This window comes from Pseudoalteromonas luteoviolacea (assembly GCF_001696455.1).
GTDB lineage: Bacteria > Pseudomonadota > Gammaproteobacteria > Enterobacterales > Alteromonadaceae > Pseudoalteromonas > Pseudoalteromonas luteoviolacea_C.
In genome coordinates, this window is record NZ_MAUJ01000015.1 from 1 (window position 1) to 17,720 (window position 17,720).

A 17,720-nucleotide genomic window follows, 5' to 3' on the forward strand; every position below is an offset into this window, starting at 1 on the left:
GCTTCTAGCTCTGGCTCTGCTTCTAGCTCTGGCTCTGCTTCTAGCTCTGGCTCTGCTTCTAGCTCTGGCTCTGCTTCTAGCTCTGGCTCTGCTTCTAGTTCTCGCTCAGTTTCTAGTTCTGGCTCAGCTTCGAGTTCTGGCTCAGCTTCGAGTTCTGGCTCAGCTTCTAGTTCTGGCTCAGCTTCCGGTGATTCAAAACCTTGGGGGATATGTTCCTCTTCATCAAGCATTCCGTCTAAGTGACCAGAATCTACTCGGGAAGCCTGCTCTAACTCAATTTCCTCATTGCGTCCAATTTCAGCAAGATCTTCACCCCGCTCATCATTTAAGAATTCTTCTTCATGCGAAGTGTCTGGCTCTTCAGGTAATGCTTCTTCATCACCAACATCAGCCAGCAGGTCATCGATATCACCTAAGTTATCTTCATTAAGCTCTTCACCAAGTTCAGTGTCTAACACCTCACTCTCTGGTGTGGTGTCAAGTTCTTCAAGTAGCGCATCTTCATCACCGACATCGGCCAGTAAGTCGTCAATATCACCTAGGCTATCTTCGTCAAGCTCTGCGCCGAGTTCAGTATCTAACGCTTCACGCTCTGGTGTGGTGTCAGGTTCTTCAAGTAGCGCGTCTTCATCGCCGACATCGGCCAGTAAGTCGTCAATATCACCTAGGCTATCTTCATCCAGCGCTGCGCCGAGCTCAGTATCAAACGCTTCACGCTCTGGTGTGGTGTCAGGTTCTTCAAGTAGCGCATCTTCATCAGCGACATCGGCCAGTAAGTCGTCAATGTCACCTAGGCTATCTTCATCAAGCTCTTCGCCAACTTCGCCACTGGCTTCTGCCAACAATTCATCGATATCATCAAGCCCACTTTCTGAAATCTCGGATTCCACATTTGCATCTGGGAGTTCTTCGCTGGCTTCCGCTAATAGCTCATCAATGTCATCAAGTTCGGTTTCACCCTGCTCTTCAATCAGTGGCTGTTTGTCTTGCTCATCGACGGTATCACCGCCAGCCTCAGCAAGTAGCGCATCAATATCATCTTCTGCAGCGATCTCTTCTGTTTGCTCAGCTTGCGCGAGTAAATTATCAATATCTTGCTGTTCTTCGCTAACTGGCTCTTCAGCTGCGCTATCAATTAAGTCATCGATATCGCCCAGCTCTAATGCGTCATCAGCATCACTTTGCTCATCTTCGTCCAATGCGCCATCGAGCAAATCATCAATATCGTCAGCACTTAAAATACTCTCAGAATCATCAGCACTATCTGCAACTTCACTCTGCGAAACGTCTGCTGCTTCATCAATTAAGCTGTCTATATCGTCTAAATCTAGTTCATCACTGCTGGTTTCTGTTTGTGTATCCGATTCGTCCGCCAACTCCTCACTAAGTGCAGCCAGCGCATCATCACTCACATCCAAAGTGTCATCTTGTTCGTCACCGACTTCATTGAACAAGTCGTCGATATCGTCTGCGCTGAGAATATCATCGCTATCAGAGGCGCCATCCTCTACATCCAGAGTGACTTCATCACCAAGCGCGTCATCCGTTTCGTCAAAACTCTGCTGTAAGAAATCATCTAAATCATCGCTGCTTTCTGTGGCATCGGACTCATCGTCAAATACGATATCATCACTTAACAAGCTATCTAGTTCATCTTGATCTAGCGTGCTGCTACCTGTTTCAAAACCATCTTCTTCGTCTAGGGAATCAAACACGATGTCATCATCTTCAGGTAGAATATCATCGTCAAGCTGCACGCCTTCATCTAGCGGTGATATTTCATCTGTACCAGGCATATCTAAATCGAGCGGATCTACGGCGGCTGTAGCCGATGTCGCAGCACCAGCTGCTGCAGCCGCTGCCACCGGCGCTTGTGGTAGGAAGTCATCGTCTTCACTCGCAGCCTCGGTTGCCTGTTTACGCTTACGCATAAACAGCACTAAACCTCCGATTACGAGCAATGCTGGAATGGTTGCCAATAAAGCAATAACCAGAGGGTTAGACAACATTTCACCCAAACCAGCTTCTTGTTGCGCCATTTGTTGTGCTTCTTGCTGAGCGATCATTTCGCTCTGCATATCAATTACAACTTTCAACTGCTGCTGAATCTCACTGTCTTTTCCAAGCTGTTCTCTTACATTTTGCAGCTCGTCCGAGATGTCACTTAACTGTTTTCTTAGTTCGTTGTTTTCTTCTAATATTTCTTCAACACTGCTTACCGAAGATTTAAATTCGTTCTGCAATTCAAGCAACTTAGAGTCTTGTTCCATTCTCAAATTTCTAAGCTGATTGGTCAGCTCTTTTTGCGCTTGCTCAACATCTACTTTACGGGCTTGTGTTACACGTTTCCTCGCAGCCTCTATATCCGCTTGATTCAACGTACCGTTTTTCTTGCGCTCCCAAAGTACATCGTCTTGATCGGATTTTTGTTTTGCAATTGATGCATTTACACGGCGGATCTCTGCCAAGGTAGGAATACGTAAATACGCGCCATCACGCATGTGGTTTAAGTTTTGATCTAAAAAAGCATTGGGGTTTTTGTCATACAAAGCTTTCATGACTTGATAGACGGAAACCGAATCATCGGGCCTGATTTTTTGCGCTATTCGCCACAGCGTATCAGAAGATCTGATAGGTCCGACTGATCGGCCTTCCAGCCCGTAATCAACGCCTTTTGGACCTTTCAACACCGTACCTTCTTGAGTGTGAACGGGAGATGTTATGAAAGCCAATGCTAGGATACAAAATAAGGCTAAACCGCGCATGCTGTTCCTTTGTTTCAGGTGACCACTTACCCAACTAGTAAGCGAATAAAAAATTTGCTCATCTTTGCTTTTTGCAAGCTCTGTTCCAATTGCAAACTATAAACCAGTTGTAAGGGAATATCCATTGCCAACGTATTGAATCTTAACATCAGAATAGTCCTTTAGTATTAATTTGAAAATGTTTTATAAATCAGGAAGGTGGTAAATAGAAATGAATTTATAAGAATGTGGGGCAAAATGCTGCCATATTGTTTTCACCCCACACTTTTATTAAAGGTAATTTGCGATTAATTCTTCAGCAATTTGAATGCTATTTGTTGCAGCACCTTTGCGGGTGTTGTCAGAAACCACCCATAAATTTAATCCCATAGGGTGAGAGATATCAGCCCTTAATCGACCAACATAGACGGTGTCGTTACCGCTAGCATCGCCAACCGGTGTCGGATAGTCCTGCTCATCTTCAATCAACTCAATCCCAGGTGCATCATTCAGTAGCTGTTTTACATGCTCTAAATCAAAAGGCATACGAGTTTCTAAATGAATCGCTTCAGCGTGCCCGAAGAATACAGGTACACGCACCGCAGTAGGGTTCACCATTACGCTGCTATCGCCCAAGATTTTTTGAGTTTCCCAGACCATTTTCATCTCTTCTTTGGTATACCCGTTATCTTGAAATGTATCTATCTGAGGGATCACGTTAAATGCAATTTGCTTTGGAAATACTTCATTTTCCATAGGTCTCGCATTCATCAAATTTGCGGTCTGCTTTGCAAGCTCATCCACCGCTTCTTTTCCTGCGCCAGATACTGCCTGATACGTAGATACATTGATACGATCAATACCATAAGCGTCATAAATGGGCTTTAATGCAACCATCATTTGAATGGTTGAACAGTTTGGATTGGCAATAATATTGCGATTTCTAAAATCAGCTAAACTGGATGCATTAACTTCAGGTACAACTAAAGGAACATCGTAGTCATATCTAAAGTGTGATGTATTATCTATGACCACACAGCCAGCCTCTGCAGCAATAGGTGCATATTTTTCAGATACGCTACCACCAGCAGAGAATAAGCCGATATGTGCCTGCGAAAAATCAAACTCTTCAACGTCGAGTACAGTGACTTTTTCGCCCATAAAGTCAATTTCTTCACCGGCACTGCGGCTGCTAGCTAATGGGTATAAAGTATCGACGGGAAACTTTCTCTCAGCCAGTGTTTCAATAATTTGTTTACCCACTAGGCCTGTTGCGCCAAGTACCGCCACGTTAAATTTTTGCGACATGCTTATTCCTCATTCTTTTCTATTCGAAAGCCTAATTGTTGCAGCTTTTGCTGGTGGGCTTGCGGCGCAGATACACTCAATGTAGAAAACTCTCTTCTCACCGGATATTGCTTACGCAGCACATCAAACCCCTGACTTTCTAGATTCGCTCGCATTAAACCATTATCACGGCGAATATCATAGATCATATGCACAATACGGCCATAATCTGTTTCATCAAGTGTTTCATTGAGGCTACAGTGGCCTATAACAGGAATTGGTAAGAATGCTTCAAGTTGCTTAGTTGGGGCTAACTTTAAGGTTTTACAAAGTGCTTCGTATAGCATTTGTGTGCCTCTGGCTTTCCCCTCTAAAGTATGTCCTGCAATATGTACTGACGTATATAAACATTCATCCATCAGTGCGGTTAATATGGCGGGCTCATTTTCCCAAACATCCAATACCAATTCGAGCTGCTGTTTTGACTGTTTTGCTTGCAACAAGGCTTGATTGTCAATTACGTCACCACGGCTGGCATTAATAATTAACATGCCTGGCTTCAAAGCTTTAATTCTCTTTTCATTTAGTAGATGTTTGGTCTGATGCTCACCAAATTTCACAAGTGGCACATGAAACGTAACAAAGTCAGCTTCAGCTAACGCCGTATCAATATCAACATGCTCATCAAGCGTTCCCTCTTGCGCGCGAACTGGATCACATAGAATCAACTCAATACCACTGTATTTCAGCTTTTGCGCTAAGCACTTGCCTATATTACCGACACCCACAATGGCCAACTTTTTACCGCGCAGCAAAACATCACGATCTTGACTGTATGCATACAACGCACTAATGACATATTCCGCGACGGCGATTGCATTGCAACCCGGCGCACTCGAGAATGCTATTCCACGTTTACTTAAATACGTCTGGTCTATATGGTCAACACCAATCGTCGCGGTTCCGACAAACTTCAAATTATGTGCTTGTGCCAATAGGTTTGCATTCACTTGAGTGATAGATCGAGTCAGTAACACATCCGCCGCATGCACTTGCTCTGCGGTAACTGTGCGCCCATCGTAACGCTCTACGCGCCCCAAACTTGAGAAAAACTCTTCCACCAGCGGCATATTTTGATCAGCCAAGATCTTCATTTAACATCTTTCCTACACATTGCACGGAATGCCATTGTAACTCAGCTCTCGACAAGACCCTAGTTCCGCCTCGCACCAATTCCCAAAGCAATGAACATTAAGCAGAGTAAGAACAATACGAGGAGCTTGACGCTTGGCTGCTCTGAAACATTCACAATCGGACTGAAGATAAAGGCTTGAACATTACACCAAGCAAGGAAAAAAGCGGTATGTTGCGCACCAATATAAGCGTAACAAGCACACACAATACTACTGATAAAATTAATAAAGACTGCATGTTCATACGCCTCAACACTCAGCAACATCGCCACGAATGAAATCACAATGATACATATATTACTCAATTGCATAAATATCCCCTCCTTAGGACTTTTTTGTAATATAGATAAGTTTACAAAATTCGCAATTGAACAATTTTTAAGTGATTTGGGCCATTGGCAAGGTACAAAACTGGCTTCTAAAATGAACAATATCGGGCTTTTTTGCTTGAAATAACTGGTCAGACAAGCTAGCCTAACCATGTGGTCAGACCTCTAATAAGGAAGAACAACATGACACTTTTATTCACCCTCGCCTTGATAGCACTGGTCAGCGTGGCCTGTTATCATCGCGCTAGCTGGAATACCTGCTTAGGTGTTGCAGCTGCAACTCTTGTCGTAGGCACCTTTGCGGATGCCTTTGGTGCTTTGTCTTGGCTTATATTCTTAGCCATTGCGGTGCCGTTCTCTGTAACCAATATCCGCCAACAGTATGTGGTAGCGCCGCTTTTTACAGCATTTAAAAAAGTGACGCCAACGATGTCTGAAACCGAAAAATCTGCCATTGATGCCGGAACGACATGGTGGGAAGCTGATTTATTTTGTGGCAATCCTAACTGGAATAAGCTACATCAATTTCCAAAACCAAGATTAACTGCTGAAGAACAAGCTTTTTTAAATGGTCCAGTTGAAGAAGTGTGTGCCATGCTGGATGATTGGGAAGCAACCCATGAACTCACTGACTTGCCACAAGAAGTTTGGCAGTACCTCAAAGATAACAAGTTCTTCGCTATGATCATCAAAAAGCAATACGGTGGTCTTGAGTTTTCAGCTTACGCACAATCTTGTGTGCTTCAAAAACTAACGAGTAAATCCACACTGCTCTCTTCGATTGTGGGTGTACCTAACTCACTCGGCCCGGGGGAACTGCTTCAACACTACGGTACTGAAGAGCAAAAAGACCATTACTTACCGCGCCTTGCTGTAGGTGACGAAATCCCTTGTTTTGCACTGACCTCACCAGAAGCTGGCTCTGATGCGTCATCTATTCCTGATTTTGGCGTGGTCTGTAAAGGCGAATGGGAAGGTAAAGAAACGCTAGGTATTCGTCTCACTTGGAATAAGCGTTATATTACTTTAGCACCCGTTTCTACTGTGCTCGGCCTTGCTTTCAAAATGCAAGACCCTGATGGTTTGCTTGGTGATAAAGAAGATATTGGCATCACTTGTGCCCTTATCCCAACCTCTACACCTGGTGTAGAGATAGGCCGCCGTCACTTCCCGTTAAACGTGCCATTCCAAAATGGACCCACTCGCGGTCAAGATGTATTTGTACCGTTAGATTTCATCATCGGTGGACCGAAAATGGCGGGACAAGGTTGGCGAATGCTGGTCGAATGCCTATCTGTTGGACGTGTGATTACATTGCCTTCTAACTCTACCGGTGGCATAAAAACACTGGCCCTTGCAAGTGGTGCATATAGCCGTATTCGTCGTCAATTCAAATTGCCAATCGGTAAGATGGAAGGGATTGAAGAAGCACTCTCCAAGCTTGGCGGTTACGCATACAGCAGCGATGCTGCACTAAGCATGTCTACTGGAGCGGTCGATGCGGGTGAAAAGCCTTCTGTTATCTCGGCTATCCTGAAGTATCACCTGACAGAGCAAATGCGCGCATCAACCATTCATGCAATGGATATTCATGGTGGTAAAGGCATCTGCCTTGGTCCAAATAACTATTTAGGCCGCGGCTATCAAGGCGCGCCAATTGCAATTACAGTAGAAGGCGCGAACATTCTTACGCGTAATATGATTATCTACGGTCAAGGTGCTATTCGCTGTCACCCATTTGTGCTTTCGGAATTGAATGCTTGTAATATTAAAGATAAGCAAGAAGCATTAGACAGTTTTGATAAAGCATTAATGGGCCATATCGGCTTTACCATCTCCAACCTTGTTCGTACTAAGTGGTTGGCGATCACGGGTGGCCGCTTTAGTAAAGTACCATTCAATGACGAAACAGCTGATTACTACCGCAATGCAGCCCGTTTCAGTGCCTCACTCGCATTGATGTCAGACATTTGCATGGCTGTATTTGGCGGTTCATTAAAACGTAAAGAACGTATTTCCGCTCGCTTAGGTGATCTGCTGAGCTATCTATACTTAGTTTCTGCAACCCTAAAACGCTACAATGACGAAGGCCGTCGCAAAGAAGATCTGCCACTTGTGAAGTGGGCTTGTCAGGAGCACTTATATCTGTGTCAACGCGCGCTAGCAGACTTGATCAACAATATGCCTTCTATGGCACTGCGCGCTGCACTTAAGCTCATGCTATTCCCGTTTGGCCGTCCAGTGCGCAAGCCGACAGATGAGATGGAACACGATATTGCTAAGTTATTACAAACGCCTAATGAGTCTCGTGAGCGCCTAGCAAACTATATCTACACCACAGATGAACCATTGAACTTAATCGGCAAGCAAGAACAAACTTTAAAAGATATCTTAGCTGTTGAGCCTATTTTCGATAAAGTTTGTCGTGCAAAAGGGCAGAAACTTCCCTTTATGCAACTTGATAAAGTGGCACACATGGGACTTGAAAACGGTATCTTAACTCAGCAAGAGGCTGATACGTTGGCGGCCGTTGAAGCGAAACGCCTGGCAGTCATCAATGTCGATGACTTTGACCCAGCTGACCTGCTGGCAGGTAAAGCTCGCATTGTAGACAGCAATGTGAACGCCGCGTAGTTCATGTTAAATACATAAAAAGCGCTGTAGCGGCCTTTTTTATGTATATTGAAATCAGCATCAGTTCACTGTTCAAAATCTTTATGTCTATTTAATCATCGACTTCAGGTTTATTCTGATACAAGGTCCGTAAATCCCCCGCATTGACGAGTATTTGTGCCCTGTTAGCCAAACAGCACTTTACTCAGCATGATGCCAATAACTAACGTCGCCCATACTAGCGCTAAGCTTTTTGGCCGCTTTACAATCGCTAGCATCATCAGTGGCGTCACGAGTAAAATCGAAATCTCGAAAACCCCCATACCAAACAGCAACACACCTATTAGCCAGGCCACAGTCGTACACATCATCACCATCAAATACTGGCTATGCTGCATTTCATCTAACATCGCAAGGCTTTGCCAAAAACCTCGGTGTACAATGACCTGTTTATTGGTATCCAATAATAAACTACTCCACCAAAGTAAGTTGAACAACAATGCCATTAAGCTGTAATAGCTTGATAAGTCTGGCCGTTCAGTAACAATGATCATCGTGCACCAATAGGTTAAGGTACTCATACCAATTCTCCATAACACCATCCAAGGTTGCTCAATGACTAACTGTGTCCAAAACCCATAGGCTGATATAGCCGCAACTTTGTAGTGAGTTGGCCGCGGTTTGATACATGCACCAACCGCCATAACAGCCAGAATTGTAAGAAAGTACACCATTACAGAATTAACAATATAAACCAGCCCTAGCGCTACACATAAGCTCAAAAAGGCACTCTTTGGCCGATATAGCTGCAGCACGGCTAACGCAAATTGCGCCCCCATAAACATGAGCAATTGAGGCGCTTTCATAAGGTTTGCCCACCCCATAGAAACAGCCATCACAAAGGCGGCTAAGAATAACAAGTGGGACAGTAACAATAGGCTGTGATCAGCAATGAATTTGTGCACACGATTGGAAAGCAGAGTATGATGAAAAGTGCGATGATGGCTATCTAAGATCCCGCTTTTTATCGTTTGTATTAATAGGCTTTGCATAAGTAAAAAGCCAAATGACACCTCCAACGTTAAACGCACAGAGTCGCTTTCTACCAACTTTCCGAGCCCAAAGAAAATACCCATAACAAGGCTTGGTAAATAAATAAAAAACATCGCACTTACGAGCAGTGTGAATTGCTCTAGTTGCTTACCAAGCATGCGTAGCTCAGCCTTAAATGCGCGTAAACGGTAGTGATAATAGTGCAGCATTGGCTATCCTATTCAGCAAACAAAGGCTGATGCTCGAATCCAATCTGCATAAAAACGTCAGGATCGTGACAGCTCATTAAAATTTGGTTGGTCGAGGTATTCAGATACTCCACTAGCTTATGAACGCTTGCAGTATCTAATGCTGCGCTTGGTTCATCTAAAATTAAATATGGCGTATTTCGCATAATCGCATTGATAAGTTGGAGCTTTTTCAAGTTGCCTGACGACAGAGCACAAACACGCGTATTTAAAAACGATGAGAACTGTAACACTGAGATTAGCTCATCTGGCATTGCGCAATTCCAGCTCTTCATTGTCATAGCCAGCACTTGCTGTGCAGTCAAGAAGTCAGGAAATACGATAGCATCTGACGCCAACGCAACGACCTTTTGAGGCTCTTTGTATTCTTTATTATCGAATAAAATCTTTCCTTGATATGCTCGGTCAACACCTGCAATTAAGGTAAAGAGCGTGCTTTTCCCTAGTCCATTGGCGGCCTCAACACACACCCTTTGCGCTCTAAATTCCGCGCTATAGTTATCAAAAATAGGGTCGCGTAAAAACACTTTGGTCAGATTTTTAATGCTTATCATAAGCCCTCGAACATCATTGTTTTCAATGATACTAACAAACGAGGACCGAAATAAGGAAACTAAAAAATGTTTCGAAACATATCGAGCATGCGCTAGTAAAAGCCTGCAAAAGCGCGCCCTGCAAATTCAGTCATAAACGTTTCGATGGCACCCCGTTTTTGCATGGTAACAAAGACCTGCTGACCGTGTTCGCCACCAAATGCAATATTTGTCGGGTATTGCCCTTTAAGTTTAACAATTCTTAGTAACTCTCCCTGTGGAGAAATAATGGCAACTTCACCAGCACCATAACGAGCGACATAAAGATTGCCATTCACATCGGTACGCATTCCATCAAGGCCATGATCTTCAAACTGATAAAATAGTGACGCCTCGCCGATTTCACCATTGTGTTTAATTGGAAAAGACCAAATACGTCTTTGTATGCTCTCATTGACATAAAGTACCGTATTATCTGGGCTAACTTCTATGCCGTTCGTCGTGCCCATATTTTCTTGTAAGCGCACCACTTTGCCATTTGTATCAATACGCCATAGCTGCCCATTACCTTCCTGCCAATTGGGATCGCTCGCATACAGCGTACCATCATCTCGAATGGCAAGATCATTGGGTTGATTCATTGCGGGCTCATGGGCAAACACGGAGACCTTTTTATCCGGTGAAATACGCAAAATGTTATGCCCTAGATAGTCTGCAACATACATATTCCCTGAGCGGTCAAAGCGTAATCCATTGCCAATACTGCCTTTTGGCAGCGTAACAAAGAGGCTTGCAGTCCCTTTTTCTGTGATTTGCCCTACCGTGCCCTGCTGGGCAAAGTTAACCGCATATAGCACACCATTTTTACCAACAACAGGACCTTCAACACCTTGCGTAAATACGCCATCCTCCACCCAATCTTTTGCTTCGTAATAATTCGCCGTCGAGCGGTCGAGTAGTTGGCACCCAGATAGTAACCCCACTGCCAATAATGCAGTACTGATAGTAAATTTCATGCTCGCTCCCTGTAAAAATTGTCAGTATGCAACCCCGACCCACGCTTGTGAATTGAGTTTTATTCACACAGCTACTCGTAATTTCGCTCGCGCATTAAAACAAATAGCGTACTTTTAGTATCACGCTGTTTTCGATTGGCTTAGTCCAATTATCTTTGACACTTTCCAACCACGAACTTTGCCCTACTTGGTTTTTATCCAACATATTTAACTGTGTGCCACCTCGCCGATAGACCAGGTAAACATCAGAATACGCCCCCATCCGATAGCGTAACTTAAACTGAGACATCAGTCGTGCATCTTCAAAACTTGTATCTGTGTTGGCGTGTCTGTTTAGCCCGTCAGTGATAATGTCATAAACCCCTTTACTCTTCGCCTCAAGGATTGACCATTGCAAAGTGCTCGAGAACTCTAAATTCTCTGCAATCAGAGCGCTCACTTTTAAGGTATTTATAAACAACGTTCTGTCATACTCTGACAGTTGATTTTTCTGAGTTGCCACCAGCCAACCGTCACCGTCTCGATAATAGTTGTTAAACTTAATATTCCAGTTGGCGTGCGGCATCCAAGTCATGTCCAGTGCTAACTGTAAGGCATCACCGCTCAAGCCTTCCTGATCAAACTCAACACTGGCAGCCCAACTAAACTCACCCGTATAAGGACTCTGATAAAGCACACGGGTCTCAAATACAGTGGGTAAAAAGAAGGGCTCGCTGTTTGCGCCAATGTTGTCTTGCCAACCTGATCGAACTTGGTCCAAATGCACGCTCCACTGAGCGCCATTATTGAGCATCAATTGTGCTTTATAACCTTGTCTAGCAGGTAACTTCAGCCCTTCTGCATTGGCCTCATAGCTGATATTAAGTGTATGCTTTATTCGCGTTAACCAGTCATTACCCACATTGACAGCATGGCTGTAGGCAAGTTTTGAATATTGCCAATCATTGCGTTTCATGTAACCCATATCACGGTTGTCAAAGCCATCATTCAAACGCAAAAATTGCCCTTCAAGCTGAGTATTGGGAGTAAATTGATAACCGAGATTCAATGACAGGCCATTGCCCGATTGCGAGTCCCCTTCATCAATTTGGCTCAACAACACCGCGCTCTGCATCGACCATTTGTCATCTTGGTATTGGCTATCCCACGCTAAACTCTGTGCACTGCGATCCAACCATGGCCGCTCTACATGGGTCGCCAATACACCTGACTGCCAATTAGTCGAACGATAACTAAACCGACCTGCGTAAAAGTCTTTTCCCGCGCCACTGTCCAAACTATTTTCGTTTACTGCGAACGCGCCCCACTGTACGCTTTTTCCTTGGTGTACAAATCTAACAGCTGCGTCAATTGGCGTGATCAACTCACGGTTATCATCACTGCCGGCACCAATTCTACGGGTATGAATTAATTTGGTGTCTTGCAACGCACCGATACTAAACACACTAATATCTTGCGTGAAAAAAGGCCTTTTATCCGTACGTAGCGTTTCCACTGCGGAATAGTTAACATCAACATCATCGCTGTCTACTTGCGCAAAGTCAGGGTTCACAGCAAATGACAAGGTTTGGTGATGCGCAGGTTTATAAAATAGATCAAACCCCACATCGGCTTCATGACTTTTGTTTTGACGCGGCTCGAAGTGATGCTGATAGCTCACATAGGGCACAAAGTTAAGCTGGCTTTGCTGAGGAATGGCCACTTCTATTTTGGGCATATTCAAGAAAAAGTCACTGTTACCTATGGTCTGTTTTTGGTTGGCAAAAATATTATTAGATTTTAAATCATAAAGTTGAATTCCAACCCCAATGGTCGCAGCACCCGCTGCATCCACTTTTGGTGAAAATGACACACTGTGCCAAGGCACAAAGATTTCATTCGACCAGTATAGCGGTTGCTCATCAAATGCACTTTCCCAATCACCATCCCAATCCATATCCGTTGTGCGCTGTGGAGTCACGACAGCGTCTTGCTTTCCCCCTCCTAAAGTTGTCGCAAATAAGTAAGCACTACTACCATCACCGGAAAAGTCGAGATAGATACGATTAAACTCTCCCTGCATAAAACCATCTTGAAGATTAAATTGCTTTTTTCTTTGGGTTTCAGGCTGATAGTTAATTATGCCAATATATATCCCCTGCTCATTGGCCAATACTTTTGCTGCCACTCTATTTTCATATGCTGCATGCGTTGCTGGCACCACCTGAAAGAAAGTCGAGAAATCGATTGCTGACCGCCACGCGGATTCATCCAACTTACCATCAACTTGCATTTCTTGGCCGTAACAGAAAGGCACGCCAAAAAAGAACCCCAAGGCCATAACACCAGGTTTCAACACGCTCATACTTCTACTCCAAACAATTCATATAATGTTGTTACTTAAGCAAAAATATTGGTCAGAAAAGCTTATTTTTATCTGAAGAATGATTTGATAAAGCTGAATAAGATTGACTTTATCCTGAAGCCAGTTACCTTTAGGTGAACCTATATTGATAACAAGCTTGGCAGGAGGCCCACGTGAGTAACTCTCTACCAAATCCACCCACTGACGTGCTAAAAGTAGCGCCTACATGCTTTTACTTTCTGCACTGGCGTTTTGACTCCGAGAAAGATGAACTTTGGAATTTAGAGACACACTCAGCCACCAAACTGGAACCCCAAGTCGCAAGGCTATTATTCATATTGCTTACTCAGCAAGGCCAAGTAATAAGTCGGGAAAGTCTCAATGACGCGCTTTGGCCTAATACCATTGTCGAAGCAAATAGCCTCTATCAACTTTTAACCAAACTGCGTAAAGAATTAAAAGATAATGCTCGCAGCCCAGACTATATAAAAACAGTACCTAAAAAAGGTTATTTATTTTTACCAGAGATAAATACGGACTCACCCTACACAAAAACAATGTCCGTCGGCGATACAAACCGAGAAAAAGCAACTCAGTCCATCATCGCGACGCCTTTTCCTGCGCGTATAAAAAATACACTGCTAAAACACTGCTGGACACTCTTGTTTGCAACTGGCGCGTGTTTTAGCGCTATCGCATTTTTTTCAACAACGCCTTCGCCCGTATCACCGCCAAGTTACGAAAGACATAATATTACTTACGATCTTGGCGTCGAATTTAATATTGCGGCGCATCAAGACAAAAATTTATTGGCTTATGTGGAAAAGTTCAAAACCCTAGAAATTACGGATAAATCTGGCAAAAAATTATTCAAAAAGACTTTTGACACGCGGATTGCGCATCCAACATGGCACCCCTATGAAGAAAAATTGGCATTTTGGCAATATCAAAAAGATGCGTGCGTCTTACACATAGGTAACAGCCGCGCCGAAATTTTACATAGTAGCGATCCAATCCCCTGTCATTTGATCACGCCACCTTCATGGAAAAATGCGGATGAGCTCGTCCTCACAGTTACCGAGAAATACGGCAAAAAAGCCTATTTGTATCGCCACAGACACAATCAACTCGTTAAGCTGCCACTTCCCAAAGAGCCTGAAGAAAGCTATGTGGGAGCCGTACGGGCTTGGGAAGGAAAAATCTACTATCTCATTGTTGATTCCAAATTTCATTCTCGATTGGTTTCTTTGGATGGCAAAGTCCACATGACTTGGACATTTCCGGTTTGGTTATTTAACTTTGACCCAGCCCAACAAAGCATTATCAGTAATGATGGCAGTGCTCATCACAACCTCATTGGCAAATATAGAAACGGGCAAACTTACCCCGTATTTGCGACCACACAAGGGATGTTTACCAGCCTGTCAGTAGATAAATCCGGTGATATATTCACCGCCGCTGAAAGCTGGCAAGTCAATATTCGTGATGAATATAACTTACCCATCTTTTCGAGCTCGAGTATTGATTATCTACCGGTCACTAATAAGCTGGGCGAAACCGTATTTATGTCTCGCAGAACAGGGTATTGTGAAATTTATTTGCATACAGGTAACGAGGTGAAACAGCTCTCCTTCCACAAGGGGCACGAGTATGTGGACTTTCTTACTTGGGATCCGATGTTGAGTAAAATCCTCGCCAATCGAGATCGCTTTTTAGTGCTTTATGATAGAGCGGATGTATTAACAAGCTTCCAAAGCCAACACCAAAAACCTTTGAAACAATTTGGTTGGCGCAACAATCAAACGGTATGGTCAACGGACGGTATGTCGGTCAATACATTCGATTTGGACGGTCACTTACTCAGTACAACCCATTTTGAGTCTGACTTCATCATCTACCACACCGAAGACAAAAGCTGGATAGTGATTAAAGATGGTACATTGTATCGCGCCACATCGTTAATTAATTTTGAAGAACAAAAACAGGTGCTTGCGAAACTGCCTCGTGAAGCCCTTAATATGATCAAGAACCCCAGACTCAAAAATGGAGACCTATTCTGGCAATCAGCATGGTCTAAAACCGACTTGATCTGGAAAGTATCGTTAAATGCGCCTTTTGAGGTAACTAATATTAAAGAAGAACCGCTAATTTGGCATTATGATATTGCCCCTGATGGCGCACTCCTTGTCGCTAAAATGGAATCCGTCGAGTCTGACATCAAACTGATCAAGCCACAAACCAACGATCAAGAGTAATGGTCACCAAGGTCAAGCCAATGATGCGCAACGCGCACTGGCTTGGCTTATGACAAAGTAAACACCACAGCTGTGCGCTTAAGTTTCTTTACAGACTCCACAATCATTACACTTTTTGATGGTAAAAAGCGCATGACATAACAAAAAACGGTGATTTTCATATGATGCGCTCTAAGTACTTGGGATTAGCCTTGCCCTTACTATTAACCGCCTGCTTCGATGGCAGTGAAAGTAAGGTTGAGGTTGTCACCCCAGCCCCCTCCCCCGAAGTAACACAGTCCCCTAATGTAACACTTGCTGAAATAAAGACGCCTGAACAAACCTTATACCAACCAGGCCAACCAATCTCCCTAGATTTCTCCATTGAAACAATTCAGCTAGACACCCAACATATCGGTGTAACTTTTATGGCCATACCAAAGGACAAGGTTGCACAATTGGAGACTGACGATCAGCCTGAGGGCTTTAACTTGGGCACTCATTACATTGCACAGTTACAATCTGGTGTACAAAACCTCTCAGCGACCTTAATGTTCCCTAACGAACAAATGCCCAGTGGTGAATTTTTGATCGGGGCTTACGTCGACAGCGCAAAAATCATTCCTGATGAAGCGGATTTGACAGACAACCGCTCGCGGGGCCATGAAGGAGGCGATTTGACAACCTATGCATCAGTCACGATTGACGCTTCACATTATCATGACTTTGTTTTAGATAAAGTCGTCGTGGGTGACGGTTTTGCGATGTTTCCTGATATTGGCCAAAGAGAAACCACTTCTGAGGGTCAACCAAGCCAAAAACGCTCCGATATCATCGGGCATATCGATGCCAGCAAATTTGGTAATAGCGTCAATACAGCCCAAGTCACAGCTGAATTAATTGTTGCTGATCAGGCCTACACCGCACATTTCTGGCAAGAAGGCGAAGACCATTACGCAGAGAAGATGAAAATTTCATTTTCACAGTTTGAGCAAAGCCACTACTTCCCATATGACATTGCAATCAATGGTGCCTTGCTACATAAAATCCAGCAGGCATTCGATCCCGATTCCAGTGAAAACACGTTACAGCTGCGCTTTACGTTGCACGATATGTCAGAGTTTGAAGAAGCCAATACAAGTAACAACACACTGACAATCGATGTGCCCTACGGCTTATATCAAGATACGACCCCCAGTGACGAGCTCCTAGCAAAGCACAATCTACCGGGGTTATCTGACAGCAATGAAGCAAATAGAGCTGCTCGCAGCGCATTTTCTAACGGCCCAACACAAGACTTAAGCTTAACGCTCTCACAGCAAACAGATGAACAGTTTGTACTATTAGACTTGTTCGGCAATACCTATGGTGATAAGTCAAAGGTCGCAGTGGTCCCGAGCTTCTTATCGCTTATTATTTTAAAAGCCACCGATGGCGGATATGCATGGGCGTCCACTGGCGGTGGTTTTGATCTTTACATGTTTGACGATAGCGTCAATTTATTTTCTGCAGGCGCAAGCGGAATTGCGGATGGCGCAAACGGTACTCTCAGCTATGCAATGGGCGTTTCATTTCTTGGCAACTCCTTGATTGCAGACTCAGACTCTGTCACTGCGCTGGATGAGAGCTATACCCATGATTGGAGTGAAGAGCAAAAGCTATTCTCTGCAACCTTCACCATCGCAATTGTGCCGGTCAGTGTCTCAGCAGGCGTAAAAGGTGAAGTTGGTGTTGGTACTGAGCTTAAATATGCCGATCAACGTTTTAGCATTGGTGGAGATGTGTTAACAGCAAGTCTTGATGCCTATGCGACTGCGGGCATCGATTTGTTAATTGCCAGCGGCGGTATTGGCATCGACTTTCTTATCATTTCGGACACGCTCTCAGCAACCGCATACACTGATATCAGCAAAGCAATCACTGATTCCGAAATCAGCTACGGCATTGATATCAGCAATCACATGAAAGCAATTGAAGGTGAATTGTACCTGTGGGTGAAATACCCGGGTTATGAATTCTGCTGTTCGTTCCCAACCAAAACGGCAACAAAAACGCTGTATGACACCGGGGCGCTATATAATAAAACGTGGCAGATGCTGGACTACAGCGATAGTTTCAAATTTTAA

At 44.0% G+C, this 17,720-nt stretch carries 11 protein-coding genes; 3 read left to right on the forward strand and 8 right to left on the reverse strand.

The annotated features are described in order from the left end of the window. From A7985_RS23395 to A7985_RS23410, 4 genes are all read right to left on the reverse strand, one after another. A partial coding sequence (locus tag A7985_RS23395) for a FimV/HubP family polar landmark protein (protein ID WP_305119520.1) occupies positions 1-2,765 on the reverse strand: 2,765 nt, incomplete at its 3' end. 270 nt (positions 2,766-3,035) lie between these two features. Further along, positions 3,036-4,052 carry an aspartate-semialdehyde dehydrogenase gene (locus tag A7985_RS23400; protein ID WP_065792837.1) on the reverse strand — a complete coding sequence of 339 codons (1,017 nt, stop codon included), beginning with the start codon at positions 4,050-4,052 and terminating at the stop codon, positions 3,036-3,038. A gap of 2 nt (positions 4,053-4,054) precedes the next feature. Further along, the gene (locus tag A7985_RS23405; RefSeq protein ID WP_065792838.1) at positions 4,055-5,185 is read right to left on the reverse strand and encodes a 4-phosphoerythronate dehydrogenase; all 1,131 of its coding nucleotides are present in this window, start codon (positions 5,183-5,185) and stop codon (positions 4,055-4,057) included. A 59-nt stretch (positions 5,186-5,244) separates the two neighbouring features. Next, on the reverse strand, positions 5,245-5,535 hold the full coding sequence (locus A7985_RS23410) for a DUF6419 family natural product biosynthesis protein (RefSeq protein ID WP_065792839.1): 291 nt from the start codon (positions 5,533-5,535) through the stop codon (positions 5,245-5,247). A 201-nt stretch (positions 5,536-5,736) separates the two neighbouring features. Between A7985_RS23410 and fadE the strand changes: the two genes are divergently transcribed. Further along, positions 5,737-8,187 (forward strand): acyl-CoA dehydrogenase FadE, encoded by a 2,451-nt coding sequence (gene fadE / locus A7985_RS23415; protein WP_065792840.1) that lies wholly within the window; start codon positions 5,737-5,739, stop codon positions 8,185-8,187. Between the two features lie 164 nt (positions 8,188-8,351). Here fadE and A7985_RS23420 read toward each other — a convergent pair whose 3' ends face one another. The 4 genes from A7985_RS23420 to A7985_RS23435 form a co-directional block, all read right to left on the reverse strand. Continuing rightward, the gene (locus tag A7985_RS23420; RefSeq protein ID WP_065792841.1) at positions 8,352-9,428 is read right to left on the reverse strand and encodes a DUF6136 family protein; all 1,077 of its coding nucleotides are present in this window, start codon (positions 9,426-9,428) and stop codon (positions 8,352-8,354) included. An 8-nt stretch (positions 9,429-9,436) separates the two neighbouring features. Continuing rightward, complete coding sequence (locus A7985_RS23425; protein WP_065792842.1) at positions 9,437-10,021, reverse strand: ABC transporter ATP-binding protein; 585 nt, start codon at positions 10,019-10,021, stop codon at positions 9,437-9,439. Between the two features lie 92 nt (positions 10,022-10,113). After that, positions 10,114-11,016: an SMP-30/gluconolactonase/LRE family protein gene (locus tag A7985_RS23430; protein ID WP_065792843.1), complete on the reverse strand. Its 903-nt coding sequence runs from the start codon at positions 11,014-11,016 to the stop codon at positions 10,114-10,116. Positions 11,017-11,110: 94 nt separating this feature from the next. Next, positions 11,111-13,360, reverse strand: coding sequence for a DUF5916 domain-containing protein (locus tag A7985_RS23435; RefSeq protein ID WP_141685437.1), 2,250 nt, complete (start codon positions 13,358-13,360; stop codon positions 11,111-11,113). Between the two features lie 173 nt (positions 13,361-13,533). On the opposite strand from A7985_RS23435, the gene A7985_RS23440 reads away from it, so the two are divergent. After that, entirely contained in the window at positions 13,534-15,615 is a 2,082-nt protein-coding gene (locus A7985_RS23440) for a winged helix-turn-helix domain-containing protein (protein WP_081310708.1), read from the forward strand. Between the two features lie 161 nt (positions 15,616-15,776). Further along, positions 15,777-17,720: a hypothetical protein gene (locus A7985_RS23445; RefSeq protein WP_065792844.1), complete on the forward strand. Its 1,944-nt coding sequence runs from the start codon at positions 15,777-15,779 to the stop codon at positions 17,718-17,720.